This window comes from Paracoccus sp. NSM (assembly GCF_052379855.1).
Classification (GTDB): domain Bacteria; phylum Pseudomonadota; class Alphaproteobacteria; order Rhodobacterales; family Rhodobacteraceae; genus Paracoccus.
Genome location: NZ_JBQTCG010000005.1, coordinates 67796 through 81003 on the forward strand (window position 1 = coordinate 67796; position 13208 = coordinate 81003).

The 13208-nt window shown below is 68.1% G+C and carries 12 protein-coding genes and 1 tRNA gene; 7 read left to right on the forward strand and 6 right to left on the reverse strand.

Going from position 1 to position 13208, the window contains the following annotated elements; genetic code table 11:
- Positions 1-16 precede the first annotated feature (16 nt).
- Positions 17-1330, forward strand: coding sequence for a GH1 family beta-glucosidase (locus tag ACTZWU_RS10095; RefSeq protein ID WP_444737233.1), 1314 nt, complete (start codon positions 17-19; stop codon positions 1328-1330).
- 10 nt (positions 1331-1340) lie between these two features.
- Here ACTZWU_RS10095 and ACTZWU_RS10100 read toward each other — a convergent pair whose 3' ends face one another.
- Both ACTZWU_RS10100 and ACTZWU_RS10105 read right to left on the reverse strand, forming a co-directional pair.
- Entirely contained in the window at positions 1341-2951 is a 1611-nt protein-coding gene (locus ACTZWU_RS10100) for a GMC family oxidoreductase (protein WP_444737234.1), read from the reverse strand.
- A 57-nt stretch (positions 2952-3008) separates the two neighbouring features.
- Entirely contained in the window at positions 3009-4220 is a 1212-nt protein-coding gene (locus tag ACTZWU_RS10105; RefSeq protein ID WP_444737235.1) for a GTP-binding protein, read from the reverse strand.
- Between the two features lie 98 nt (positions 4221-4318).
- Here ACTZWU_RS10105 and ACTZWU_RS10110 point away from each other — a divergent pair, with 98 nt between their 5' ends.
- On the forward strand, positions 4319-6172 hold the full coding sequence (locus tag ACTZWU_RS10110; RefSeq protein ID WP_444737236.1) for an ABC-F family ATP-binding cassette domain-containing protein: 1854 nt from the start codon (positions 4319-4321) through the stop codon (positions 6170-6172).
- A gap of 81 nt (positions 6173-6253) precedes the next feature.
- The gene (locus tag ACTZWU_RS10115; RefSeq protein ID WP_444737237.1) at positions 6254-6979 is read left to right on the forward strand and encodes a MipA/OmpV family protein; all 726 of its coding nucleotides are present in this window, start codon (positions 6254-6256) and stop codon (positions 6977-6979) included.
- Positions 6980-7084: 105 nt separating this feature from the next.
- On the opposite strand, the gene ACTZWU_RS10120 is transcribed toward ACTZWU_RS10115, so the two are convergent.
- Together ACTZWU_RS10120 and ACTZWU_RS10125 are read right to left on the reverse strand one after the other, a co-directional pair.
- Positions 7085-7158: transfer RNA gene (locus tag ACTZWU_RS10120), tRNA-Gly, on the reverse strand.
- A 52-nt stretch (positions 7159-7210) separates the two neighbouring features.
- Entirely contained in the window at positions 7211-7663 is a 453-nt protein-coding gene (locus tag ACTZWU_RS10125) for a nucleoside deaminase (RefSeq protein ID WP_444737238.1), read from the reverse strand.
- A gap of 120 nt (positions 7664-7783) precedes the next feature.
- Between ACTZWU_RS10125 and ACTZWU_RS10130 the strand changes: the two genes are divergently transcribed.
- Positions 7784-9385, forward strand: a complete 1602-nt coding sequence (locus ACTZWU_RS10130; RefSeq protein WP_444737239.1) for a pseudouridine synthase — start codon at positions 7784-7786, stop codon at positions 9383-9385.
- 60 nt (positions 9386-9445) lie between these two features.
- Here ACTZWU_RS10130 and hemP read toward each other — a convergent pair whose 3' ends face one another.
- Together hemP and ACTZWU_RS10140 are read right to left on the reverse strand one after the other, a co-directional pair.
- Positions 9446-9622 (reverse strand): hemin uptake protein HemP, encoded by a 177-nt coding sequence (gene hemP / locus ACTZWU_RS10135; RefSeq protein WP_444737240.1) that lies wholly within the window; start codon positions 9620-9622, stop codon positions 9446-9448.
- A gap of 185 nt (positions 9623-9807) precedes the next feature.
- A complete protein-coding gene (locus ACTZWU_RS10140; protein ID WP_444737241.1) occupies positions 9808-10854 on the reverse strand; it encodes a zinc ABC transporter substrate-binding protein in 1047 nt (348 codons plus the stop codon).
- A gap of 102 nt (positions 10855-10956) precedes the next feature.
- Between ACTZWU_RS10140 and ACTZWU_RS10145 the strand changes: the two genes are divergently transcribed.
- From ACTZWU_RS10145 to ACTZWU_RS10155, 3 genes are read left to right on the forward strand one after another with little or no spacing between them, the layout of a single operon-like run.
- Positions 10957-11469 carry a Fur family transcriptional regulator gene (locus tag ACTZWU_RS10145; protein WP_444737242.1) on the forward strand — a complete coding sequence of 171 codons (513 nt, stop codon included), beginning with the start codon at positions 10957-10959 and terminating at the stop codon, positions 11467-11469.
- The gene (locus ACTZWU_RS10150; protein WP_444737243.1) at positions 11466-12272 is read left to right on the forward strand and encodes a metal ABC transporter ATP-binding protein; all 807 of its coding nucleotides are present in this window, start codon (positions 11466-11468) and stop codon (positions 12270-12272) included. The genes ACTZWU_RS10145 and ACTZWU_RS10150 overlap by 4 nt, the downstream gene beginning before the upstream one ends.
- Positions 12273-12295: 23 nt before the next feature.
- Positions 12296-13078, forward strand: coding sequence for a metal ABC transporter permease (locus ACTZWU_RS10155; RefSeq protein WP_444737244.1), 783 nt, complete (start codon positions 12296-12298; stop codon positions 13076-13078).
- Positions 13079-13208: the final 130 nt, after the last annotated feature.

Genomic DNA, 13208 nt, shown 5'->3' on the forward strand with positions numbered 1-13208 from the left:
ACACAAAGGGTCCGCCATGCTGCCGCCACGCACCGACTTTCCGGCCGATTTCGTCTTTGGCGCCGCCACCTCGGCCTATCAGATCGAGGGTTCGGGCGCGGGCGGCGCGGGCCTGTCGCATTGGGACACATTCGCCGCGACGCCCGGCAATGTCACCGACGGCAGCGATGGGCGGGTGGCCTGCGACCACCTGAACCGCTGGCCCGAGGATCTGGACCTTGTCCGCGATGCGGGTTTCGACGCCTATCGCTTTTCCGCATCCTGGGCGCGGGTGATGCCCGATGGCGTGACGCTGAATCCGCAGGGGATGGATTTCTACGACCGCCTCGTCGATGGCATGGTCGAACGCGGGCTGAACCCCTATCTGACCTGCCACCATTGGGACCTGCCCGCCGATCTGGCCGCGCTTGGCGGCTGGCAGAACCGCGACATCGCGGCGCGGTTTGCGGACCTCTGCGTCGCGCTGCATGACCGTCTGGGCGACCGTCTGGCCAGCACCGCCACCCTGAACGAGCCCTGGTGCATCGCCTGGCTGTCGCATTTTCTGGGCCATCACGCGCCGGGCCTTCGCGACATCCGCGCCGCCAGCCGCGCCATGCATCATGTGCTGCTGGCGCATGGCACCGCCATTCAGGCACTGCGGGCCGAGGGCGCGGCCAATCTGGGGATCGTCCTGAATTTCGAGACCGCCCATCCCGCCGACGACACGCCCGAGGCCCTGCGCGCGGCCGAGGTTCAGGACGCGATCTACAACCAGTGGTTCATCCGCGCCGTGATGGGGCAGGGCTATCCGGACGCGGCGCTGGACGGGATCGGCCCCCATCTGCCCGAAGGCTGGCAGGACGACATGGCGCTGATCGCGCAGCCCCTCGACTGGCTGGGGGTGAATTACTACACGCGCCGTCTTTACACCGCCGCGCCGGGCCTGTGGCCCCATGCCGCCGAGGCGCCCGGCCCCCTGCCCAAGACCCAGATGGGATGGGAGATCCGCCCCGAGGGCCTGACCGAATTCCTGACCCGTCTGGCGCGCGACCATACCGGCGCCCTGCCGCTTTACGTCACCGAGAACGGCATGGCGCTGGAGGCGGGCGAGGATGTGGCCGCCGATGCCCGCCGCGTGCAGTTCATCGGCGATCACCTGCGCGCGGCCCGCGCGGCGCTGGCGCAGGGGGTCGATCTGCGGGGTTTCTTCTACTGGTCGCTTCTGGACAATTACGAATGGGCCTTTGGCTACGGGCCGCGTTTCGGGCTGGTCCATGTCGATTACGACAGCCAGACACGCACGCCCAAGCAAAGCTGGCACGCCTTCCGCGCCATGCTGGCCGGCTGAGGCGGGGCGCCTAGCGCACCCCCTCCAGCGCGTCGGCCAGGATCATGTCGCTGGCCTTTTCCGCGATCATCGTCGCGGGAGCATGGGTGTTGCCCGACACGATCGAGGGCATGATCCCGCAATCGGCCACGCGCAGCCCCTCGATCCCGTGGACGCGCAGGCGCGGATCGACCACGGCCATCGGATCGGTCCCCATCTTCGTGGTGCCGACCGGGTGGAAGATCGTCGTGCCGATATCGCCCGCCGCCCGCGCCAGATCGGCGTCGCTGACCAGATCGGCGCCGGGCTTCACCTCGGAGGGCGTGAATTCGGCCATGCGACGCGTTTCCATCAGGCGGCGGGCATGGCGCAGGCTGTCGATGGCTACCTGCCGGTCGCCCGGCGTGGACAGGTAGTTCGGCGCGATGGCGGGCGGGCCGTCGGGCGTGGTCAGGTGGCAATGCCCGGTGCTTTCGGGGCGCAGGTTGCAGACCGAGACGGTGAGGCCCGGAAAATCGTGCAAGGGCTGGCCGAAGGCATCCAGCGACAGGGGCTGGACGTGGTATTCGATATTCGCCGTGTCGAACGCGTCCGATGATTTCGCAAAGATCCCCAGCTGGCTGGGCGCCATCGCCATCGGCCCGGTCCGGCGCAGCGCATATTCCAGCGCGATCCCCGCCTTGCCCCAGATCGTGCGCGCCCGGTCGTTCAGCGTCCGCGCCCCCGAGATGCGAAAGATCATCCGCAATTGCAGATGGTCCTGAAGGTTCTCGCCCACGCCGGGCAGGTCATGGACCGGCGTGATCCCCATCCCGCGCAGCCGTTCGGCCTGCCCGATGCCGGACCGTTCCAGCAGCGCGGGCGAATTGATCGCCCCCGCCGACAGGATCACCGCGCCCCGCGCGCGAGCATGGCGCGCCAGCCCGTTCTGGATCAGCGAGACGCCGGTGACACGGCGGCCTTCAAGGGTCAGGGCCGAGACCTGGGCGTCGGTCTCGATCCGCAGGTTCGGGCGGCCCCGCGCGGGGTCCAGAAACGCCTTGCGGGCGTTCCAGCGGATGCCCTTGCGCTGCGTGACCGGGAAGTAGCCGACCCCCTCATTATCGCCGCAATTGAAGTCGGGGCAGGCGGGCAGGCCCATTTCCTGCGCGGCCTCGGCCACGGCATCCAGGATCGGCCAGCGCAGGCGCTGCTGTTCCACCCGCAATTCGCCCTGATCGCCATGCAGGTCGCAGGCCGGTTCGTAATGCCGTTCGCTGCGGCGGAACAGGGGCAGCACGTCGTCCCAGCCCCAGCCGAGATTGCCAGCCTGCCGCCAGCGGTCGTAATCGGCGGCCTGACCGCGCATGTAGATCATGCCGTTGATCGACGAACACCCGCCCAGCACCCGCCCGCGCGGATAGTTCAGGCGCCGCCCGTTCAGGCCCGGCTCTGGCTCGGTCCGGTAGCACCAGTCCAGCGCCGGATTGCCCATCGCGTAAAGATAGCCGACCGGCACATGCACCCAGAGCCGGTTGTCATGGCCCCCGGCCTCTAGCAGCAGGACCCGGTTTCGCGGATCGGCGGACAGGCGGTTGGCCAGCACGCATCCAGCCGAGCCCGCACCCACGATGATGTAGTCGTATTCCCCCAGATCCTGCATGTCCGTCCCCCCTTGGCCCGAAGGCTAGACCGGCCTGCAAGGGGGGACAAGACCGGCTCAGGCGGCCTGAACGTCGCGGCGCCACGCGGGGAAGGGGTCGAACATGTTCGGCCAGATCTGGGGCGTGGTCGCCAGCGCCTCGGGGATCAGGCAGGCATCCAGCAGGGCGCGCAGCCGCGCCTCGTCCATGCCCGTTCCGATCAGGACCAGCTCCTGCCGGCGGTCGCCGAAGGGTTCGGACCAATGCGCCTCCAGATAGGCGCGGCCCTCGGGATGGGTCGGCCAGCGATCCCTGGGGACCGAGGCCCACCATTGCCCCAGAGGCCTGACCGAGGACAGCGCCCCTGCCAGCGAGAATTCCGCCACCCAGTCGGGCCGCGTGGCGATCCAGAAATGGCCCTTGGCGCGGATCACGCCGGGCAGGGGGCCGTTCAGCGCGGCGTGGATCTTCTGCGGGTCAAAGGGCAGGCGGGCGCGATAGACAAAGCTTGTGACGCCGTATTCCTCGGTTTCGGGGGTGTGGTCTGCGAAACCGTAAAGCTCGCGCGCCCACATCGGGTGCTGATGGGCGCGGTCGAAATCGAAGAGCCCCGTGTCGAGGATGTCGCGGGGCGCGACGCGGCTGTGATCGGTCTGGATGATGCGGGCATCGGCGTTCAGCGCCCGGATGATCTTGAGCGCGGCATCGACGCGGTCGGGTCCGGCATCGGCGCATTTGTTCAGCACGACCACATCTGCGAATTCGATCTGGTCGGTCAGCAGATCGACCAGCGTGCGGTTGTCGGCCTCGCCCATGACCTCGCCCCGGTCGGCCAGGAAATCATGGCTGGAATAATCCTGAAGCAGGTTCACCGCATCCACGACCGTCACCATCGTGTCCAGCCGCGCCACGTCGGACAGGCTGGCGCCGTTCTCGTCGGTGAATTCGAAGGTGGTGGCGACGGGCAGGGGCTCGCTGATCCCGGTCGATTCGATCAGCAGGTAGTCGAAGCGCCCTGCCTCGGCCAGCTTGCGGACCTCGGCCAGCAGATCCTCGCGCAGCGTGCAGCAGATGCAACCGTTCGACATCTCGACCAGCGTCTCGTCGGTGCGGGTCATGCCACCCTCGGCGCGGACCAGATCGGCGTCGATGTTCACCTCGGACATGTCGTTGACGATGACCGCGACGCGCAGGCCTTCGCGGTTGTTCAGCACGTTGTTCAGCAGCGTCGTCTTACCTGCGCCCAGAAAGCCGGACAGCACGGTGACGGGAAGGCGGGGATCAGTCATGGAAACCTCCTGGCGATGGCGCAGAATGGTTATAGTATAACATTACGGCTTGCAACCGGCCATTGACGGCCCGCGCCCTTTGCGCCATGCCGCGCCCCATGCTGCGTATTGACGACATCTCGTATTCCATTCAGGGCCGCCCCTTGTTCGCAGGGGCCAGCGCCACCATTCCCGAAGGCCACAAGGTCGGGCTTGTCGGCCCGAACGGGGCGGGCAAGACAACGCTGTTCGGGCTGATCCGGGGACAGGCGCAACTGGATGGCGGCTCGATCAGCCTGCCGTCGCGGGCGCGGATCGGCGGCGTGGCGCAGGAATCTGCGGCGACCTCGCGGTCGGTGCTGGACACGGTGCTGGACGCCGATCAGGAACGCACCGCGCTGATGGCCGAGGCCGCGACCGCGACCGATCCTCACCGCATCGCGGATATCCAGACCCGGCTGAGCGACATCGACGCCTGGTCGGCCGAGGCCCGCGCGGCGACGATCCTTGACGGGCTTGGCTTTTCCACCGCCGATCAGGCCCGGCCCACCAGCGATTTCTCGGGCGGGTGGCGGATGCGGGTCGCGCTGGCCGGCGTGCTGTTCGCGCAGCCCGACCTGCTGCTGCTGGACGAACCGACCAACTATCTGGACCTCGAGGGCGCGCTGTGGCTGGAGGGTTATCTGGCCCGCTATCCCCATACCGTCATCATCATCAGCCACGATCGGGGCCTGCTGAACCGCGCGGTCGGCCATATCCTGCATCTCGAGGACAAGAAGCTGACCCTCTATACTGGGGGTTACGACAGCTTCACCCGCATCCGCGCCGAGAAACGCGCCCTGCAAGCCGCCGAGGCCAAGAAGCAGGCCGACCGTCGCGCGCATCTGCAAAGTTTCGTGGACCGCTTCGGCGCCAAGGCCAGCAAGGCGCGTCAGGCGCAGGCCCGCGTCAAGATGCTGGCCAAGATGGAGCCGATCACCGCCCCCGAAGAGGCCAAGTTCCACCGCTTCACCTTTCCCCAGCCCGAGGAAATGTCGCCGCCCATCGTCTCGATGGAGGGGGTCAGCGTGGGCTATGGCGACCGCGCGGTGCTGCGCAAGCTGAACCTGCGGATCGACCAGGACGACCGCATCGCGCTGCTGGGCCGCAACGGGCAGGGCAAATCGACGCTGTCGAAGCTGCTGGCGGAACGGCTTGGCACGATGGAGGGGCGCGTCACGCGATCCTCGAAGCTGCGCGTGGGCTATTTTGCGCAGCATCAGGTCGATGAACTGCATCTGGACGAGACGCCGCTGGACCATATCCGGTCCGTGCGCCCGAACGAGGGGCAGGCGAAACAGCGCGCCCGTCTGGCCGGTTTCGGCCTGATGGAGGCGCAGGCCGAGACCAAGGTCCGTGCTTTGTCCGGCGGCCAGAAGGCGCGGCTGTCGCTGCTGTTGGCGACGATCGACGCGCCGCATCTGCTGGTCTTGGACGAGCCGACGAACCACCTCGACATCGAAAGCCGCGAGGCTTTGTCCGAGGCGCTGAACGACTATACCGGCGCCGTGGTGCTGGTCAGTCACGACATGCACCTGCTGGGGCTGGTCGCGGACCGGCTGTGGCTGGTCAAGGATGGTGCCGTCGCCCCATACGAGGGCGATCTGGACGATTACCGCAAGTTCCTGCTGTCGGGCGACACGCCCGCCGAAAAGCCCGCCGAGGCGCCGAAACCCGCCGCGCCCAGGAAGCCCTCGCGCGATGCGGTGCTTGCCCTGCGCGCGGAGGCCCGCAAATCCGAGGAGCGTGTCCAGAAGCTGACCGAGATGATGGGAAAGCTGGACAAGAAGCTTGCCGATCCGGGGCTCTATCACGATCCCTACGAGGCCGAGAAATGGGGCAAGAAGCGGGCCGAGGCCGTGCAGGCCCTGGCCTTCGCCGAGGAATTGTGGATGACCGCGCTTGAAAAGCTGGAAGCCGCGGAAAAGGGATAGTGCGACCGCAAGGCGGATTGTCAGCACGGTCGGCCGCGGCATAGTGCTTGCAGAACAACCCCATCACATCCGGGAATCACGATGAAACACGCGCTTACCCTTGCCTTCGCAGCCTCGATCACCGCCGTCACGCCGCTGCAGGCGCAGGTTCTGGGGCGCGCGGTCGATCTGGATCTGGGTCTGGGCGTGGTCCAGGGGCCCAGCTATCCGGGCGCCGATGACGGCGACCAGTCGCCGTGGTTCATCCTGCGCAACCGCGCGGCCAGCGACGGTCAGGGCTTTTCGGTCTCGCCCTCGTTCGGGCTGAAGGGCAAGCGCGAGGCCTCGGACGGCGATCTGCTGACCGGGCTGGAGCCGATCGACCGCAGCGTCGAGGTCGGGCTACGTCTGGGCTATGGGATGGGACCGCTTGGCGGCTACGTCACCGCGCGGCGCGGTTTCGGCGGGCATGAGGGCGTGACCGGCGCCGTCGGCCTGCGCTATCGCACCGAATTGTCGCCCGAGATCACGTTGTGGTCGGGCGTGCAGGCCGTTTATGGCAATGCCAGCTTCAACGACACCTATTTCGGCGTCACCGATGCGGAATCGACGGCCAGCGGCCTGCCCGCCTATGCGCCCGGCACCGGCTTCAACGAGGCCGCGATCACCTTCGAGGCGCGCTATGCGCTGAGCGACAGCACCGCCCTTCTGGGCGAGTTCCGTTACGGCAAGCTGATCGGCGACGCCGCCGATTCGCCCGTCGTGGCGGAAACCTACCAGCCCTCGCTGCGGCTGGGCGTGGTGCGCCGGTTCAGCTTCGGCTTCTGACACCCGAGCCCAAGGGCGCTGCGGCGCCCTTGATCCGGCCCGCATAGGTCATTTGTTCCGGTTGGGATGCATTCCCGTTGGGCGCGCGTTCCTGATCGGGGGAATTGGAGCGGGTGATGGGAATCGAACCCACGTATTCAGCTTGGAAGGCTGCTGCTCTACCATTGAGCTACACCCGCATGTCCCCTCTATAGGACGGGGGGCGGCGGGGTTCAAGCGCCCCCGGACAGGCTAGCGCCGGGCCGCGAAGAAATCGCGCAGCAGCATTCGCGCCTCGGGTTCGGCAAGGCCGGGATAGATCTGCGGCCGGTGATGGCATTGCGCGTGATCGAACACCCGCGCGCCATGCAGGACACCGCCCATCCGCTGATCCTCGGCCCCGAAGTAAAGCCGCCCGATCCGCGCCCCCGAAATCGCCGCCGCGCACATGGGGCAGGGCTCCAGCGTCACCCACAGGTCATGGCCGGGCAGCCGTTCCGACCCAAGCGCCGCGCAGGCCGCCCGGATCGCCAGGATCTCGGCATGGGCGGTCGGGTCCGACAATTCGCGCGTCCGGTTGCCGGCCGCCGCGACCACGCGGCCCTGAGGCGAGACGACGACCGCGCCCACCGGCACCTCGCCGCGCAGGGCGGCGGCGCGGGCCTCGGCCAGGGCCCGATCCATATGGCTGAGAAAGCGGCTCATCCCCCCGTCTTGCCGAAAGCCCGCATCCCCCGCAAGCGCCGCGCCGATTTTCCTTTCCCCGCGCCGGTCCAGCGCCTAGAAGCGCAGACTTGACCCCGCAGCGATGCGCAGGAGGATCGCATGACCGAAGACAACACCCCAGCCCCCAAGACCGAACCCGAACGCATCGCCAAGATGATGGCCCGCTCGGGCGTCGCCAGCCGCCGCGAGGCCGAGCGCATGATCATCGAGGGCCGCGTCACCGTGAACGGCAAGAAGATCGACAGCCCCGCGCTGGACATCCTGCCGACCGACCGCGTCGTGATCGACGGCAAGCCGATGGAGGCCCCTCAGGAGACGCGGCTGTGGCTGTATTACAAGCCGCTTGGCCTTGTGACATCGGAGGCCGACGAAAAGGGCCGCCAGACGGTCTTTGACGCGCTGCCGCGCGATCTGCCGCGGGTGATGACGGTGGGGCGGCTCGATCTGAACTCCGAGGGGCTGCTGCTGCTGACCAATGACGGCGAGCTGAAGCGCCGGCTGGAACTGCCCGCGACGGGCTGGCTGCGCCGCTATCGTGTGCGGGTGAACGGCACGCCCAACGACCTGACTTTTGCGCCCCTGCGCCGGGGCGTCACCATCGACGGCGAGGATTTCGCACCGATGGAGATCAAGCTGGACAGCCAGCAGGGCGCGAATGCCTGGCTGACCGTCGGCATCCGCGAGGGCAAGAACCGCGAGATCCGCCGCGCCATGTCCCATATCGGGCTGCAGGTGAACCGGCTGATACGCGTCGGCTACGGCCCCTTCAAGCTGGGCACGATGGAAAAGAACGAAGTCACCGAGGTCAAGCGCAAGGTTCTGCGTGACCAGCTTGGCGGGCTTCTGACCGGCGATGTCGAGGAAAAGCCGCGCGAGATGCGCCCGCGTGGCGCCGAAGGCCCGCGTGGCGGGTTTGGCGCGCGGGGCGGCGACGGGCCGCGCAAGGGCGCGGGGCCGCGCGCTGCGGGTGGCGGCTTTGCCGCGCGTGGTGCGGCGGGGGGCTTTGCCGCGCGTGGTGCGGCGGGGGGCTTTGCCGCACGCGGCAAGCGTGACGGCGAGGGCGATGACCGACCCTCGCGCAGCTTCGGCGCACGTCCCCGCGCGGTCGAGGGCGATCAGCGCCCACCCTACAAGACATCCCATCGCGGGGCCGAGAAGCAGGGCGACCGCCCGGCTTTCGGCGACCGTCCGCGCCCGGCGGGCGACAAGCCGCGCTGGAAATCCGGCGAACGTGATGCCTCGCGCAGCCGCGATGATGCCGCCGACGGTAAGCCCGCCCGTTTTGGCGGCAAGCCGGGCTTTGGCCGCAAGCCCTTTGCGGGCGGCGACCGCCCCGAAGGCGGCAAGCCGCGCGGCGAAGGTCATCCCCGCGGCGAAGGCAAGCCGCGTTTCGAGGGCAAGCCCCGCAGCGACGGAAAACCCCGGTTCGAGGGCAAGCGCCCCGATGGTGGCGCCCCGCGCGGCGAGGGCGGCTTTGCCCGCAAGCCCGGCGGCCCGCGCCCCGAAGGTCGCGGCAAGCCCGATTCGCCCCGCGCCGAGGGCGGCGCGCCCCGCAGCGGCGGCAAGCCCTTTGGCAAACCCGGCTTCAAGCCCTCGGGCGGCAAACCGGGCTTCAAATCCGGCCCGCGCCCGGGCGGTGGAAAACTCGGCGGCAGACCTGGCGGCCCTCGTCCCGGCAAGGGCGATGGCCCGCGCGGTTGAACCAAATGGAAAGGGCGCCCTGACGGGGCGCCCTTTGTCCATTCCGGCCGGGCTTGGCTCTTATTTCGTCAGGATCAGCTTGCCCGCGCGCGTGATCCGCAGCTGATAGACCTGCTCGTCCAGAACGATCAGAGCCTGATTGCCCCCCCGGGTCAGCTGGGTTGCGTCATGCTGCGGGATGCGGGCCAGCAGCGAGGTGCCGGGGCGGGAGAAATCGGCGGGGCGCGTTGCGGTCATGGTCAGCCTCTGGTGGCAAGGGGTTTGACGTTCTGAACGCAAAGCTGACTGATTCCGTCAGGCTTGTCAAAGTAAAAGAGTCGGGTTTGGCGATTTTCCCCCTCGACCAGATCGGCTCATGCGAAAAGGCGCGGCCATGACGACCGCGCCCCTTGTTTTTGCGAGCTTATCGAAGCCTCCGGTGCTCAGCTTTCGGCGAAGCACTCGGTGATCGTGTCGGCCATCTGGCGCAGCATGTCCTGATAAGAGCCGGCGCCCGATCCGCCCTGCGGGTCCAGCGTGCCGCCGAGGCGGGTTCCGGAACCCTCGATCACGGTGTCGATCAGGCGGGCGTCATGGGCGTATTCGGGAAAGGCGCAGGCGGCGCCGGTTTCGGCGATCTGACGGCGGATCTGGTCGATCTGCCCCGCCGAGGGGCTGGAGGCATCGCCTAGCGCCACCGGAATGGCCGGCGCCAGCCCGAAGCGGTTGGTGAAATAGCCATAGGCATCATGGAAGACGACCATTCTCTGTTCGGCATGGGGCGCAAGCTGGGCGGTCAGTTCAGCCTCCAGCGCGGTGATGCTGTCGGCTGCCGCCGCCGCGTTCGCGGCATAGATCGCTGCGTTCTCGGGGTCCTGCTGCGACAGGCTGGCCGCGATCGCGTCGAGCCAGATCACCGCGTTCTGCGGGTCCAGCCAGGCATGCGGATCGGTGCCTTCATGGCTGTGGTCATGGCCGTGGTCGTGCCCGTGGTCGCCGTCGTGCGCATGGTCGCCGTCGTGCCCATGGTCATGGCCATGGTCATGCCCGTGGTCATGGTCGCCATCGTGCCCGTGGTCATGGTCATGCCCGTGGTCGTTGCCATGATCATGGCCGTGATCCTCGCCGTGGTCATGGGCTGCCTCGGTCGCGTAGTCTTGCAGATGGGCGCCCTCGACCCGCAGCAGTTCAAGCCGCGCGCTGTCTGCCGAGAGGTTCGTGGCGGCGCGATCAAGCCAGGGGGTCAGCTCCGCCCCGATCCAGACCAGCAGATCCGCCCCTTGCATGGCCTGCGCGTCAGAGGGGCGCATCTGGTAATGGTGAACGCTGGCGCCGTCGGGCAGAAGCACCTGCACCTCGCCCAGATCGCCCAGCACCTGCTGGACCAGCGATGCCGTTGCGGGCATGTCGGCCACCACGCTGCCGGGGGCGGCCAGGGCAGGCGCGGCGCTCAGCGACAGCAATGCTGCGATGGATGCGGTGTGACGCATGGGGGCCTCCTTGCTTTGTTGCGATAGGGTGCTTGTCCGTGTTACAGGATAACAAGTCAAGATGAACGTAACACTATAACAGCTCGTTGAGCGCGAGGCCCCGTGTCCGATCGCCCCTCTGACCAGCCATCCGATCCGGCGGCGGCCTTCCAGCCCCATGATCACGGCCATTGCAGCAGCGCAGCCCTTGACGCAGCCGAGGCGCGGCTGGCCCGTGACGGTGCGCGCCTGACCCCCGTTCGCCGCCGCACGTTGGAGATCCTGCTGGAAAGCCACCGCGCTATGGGCGCCTACGAGGTGCTGGACCGGCTGGCCGCCGAGGGTTTCGGGCGCCAGCCTCCCGTCGCCTATCGCGCGCTGGAATTTCTGGTCAACCACGGGCTGGCGCATCGGCTGCAGCGCCTGAACGCCTTTGCCGCCTGTCTGCATCCGGGCCATGACCACAACCCCGCCTTTCTGATCTGCCGATCCTGCGACCGGGTGGCCGAGGCCGAGGCCGCGCCGGTTCGCGCCGTCCTGTCTGATGTCGCCGCCGCCGCCGGGTTCCGGGTCGAGCGTGCGACGATCGAGGCGCTTGGCCTCTGCGCCTCCTGCGCGGCGGAAGGTGCCGCATGAACGCCCTGATCGAGGCCGAGGCGCTGACGATCAACCGCCCCGACAGCGCCGTCACGGTTCTGGAACGCGTCGATTTCCGCATTCGCCCCGGCGAGATCGTGACCGTGGTCGGGCCGAACGGGTCGGGCAAGTCCTCGCTGGTGCGCGCGCTTCTGGGGCATATGCCGCTGGCGGGGGGGCGTGTCGCGCGCCGGGCGGGGCTGCGGATCGGCTATGTGCCGCAAAAGGTGCATGTCGATACGGCGATCCCGCTGAACGTGCGCCGCTTCCTGTCGCTGCCGCGCCGCGTCAGCGATGCCGAGGCCGAGGCGGCCTTGGCCCGGACCGGCGTTCCGGGTCTGGGCAAGCGGCAATTGACCCAGCTTTCCGGCGGGCAGTTCCAGCGCGTCCTTCTGGCGCGGGCGCTGCTGTCGGACCCGCATCTGCTGGTGCTGGACGAGCCGACGCAGGGGCTGGACCAGCCGGGGATCGTGGCGTTCTATCAACTGATCGACGAGGTGCGCCGCCAGACCGGCGCGGCCGTTCTGATGGTCAGCCACGATCTGCTGGTCGTCATGCGGTCCTCGGACCGGGTGATCTGCCTCAACGGGCATGTCTGCTGCGAGGGCACGCCCGAACATGTCAGCAACGCGCCCGAATATCGCGCCCTGTTCGGGGCCGAGGCGCAGGGCATGCTGGCGCTTTACCGCCATCACCACGATCATGATCATGACGGCGGGCACGCCCATCGGCACCCTCATGGCGGCACGGATCCGGGGCATGTCCACGGGCCGGGCTGCGATCACGACCACCGCCGCGCCTGAGCGCCGGCACGACAGGACGCAAGATGCTGGACGATTTCTTCACCCGCGCGGTTCTGGCGGGGCTTGGGCTGGCGCTGGTGGCGGGGCCTCTGGGCTGCTTCGTGGTCTGGCGCCGGATGGCCTATTTTGGCGATTCGACCGCCCATGCCGCGATTCTGGGCGTGGCGCTGGCGCTGGCCTTCGACGTCTCGATCTATGCGGGCACGCTGGCTGTCGCGGTGGTGATGGCGGTGACGGTGGCCGCGCTGGTCTCGCGCGGGCAGGCGATGGACACGATGCTGGGCGTGTTGTCGCATTCCGCGCTGGCCATCGGCCTGGTGGCGATCAGTTTCGTGCCCGGCGCGCGGTCCGATCTGTCGGGCTATCTGTTCGGCGACATCCTGGCGGTGGGCCGCAGCGACCTGGCGCTGATCTGGGGCGGGGCGGCGCTGGTTCTGGCGGTCCTGATGATCCGCTGGCAGCGCCTGCTGACCAGCAGCCTGAACGAGGAACTGGCCATGGCCGCAGGAATCGATCCGCGGGTCGAGCGGCTGGTCCTGTCGCTGGCGCTGGCCGTGGTGGTGGCGCTTGCGATTCGAGTAGTGGGCTCGTTGCTCATTTCCGCCATGCTGATCGTTCCGGCGGCGGCGGCCCGCGGATGGGCTGGCTCGCCCGAGCGGATGGCCGCCGGTGCGGCACTGGTCGCGGCGGCATCGGTCGGGCTGGGGTTGTGGGCAAGCTTGCGTCTGGACAGCCCGGCAGGTCCCACGATTGTGACCGTCGCGGCAATTTTTTTCGTGGCTTCACAAACCCTTCGCCGTCGCTAATGCGGTTTTGCCACGGCTTTCCAAGGTGATGGCCCAGGCTGGAACGAACCGCGTCCAAGTGTGTTTGCCAATATGCAACACCTGCCCAGACCCGGCGACGCCTCTGAATTAATGCTTCTTTTCAAGCGTC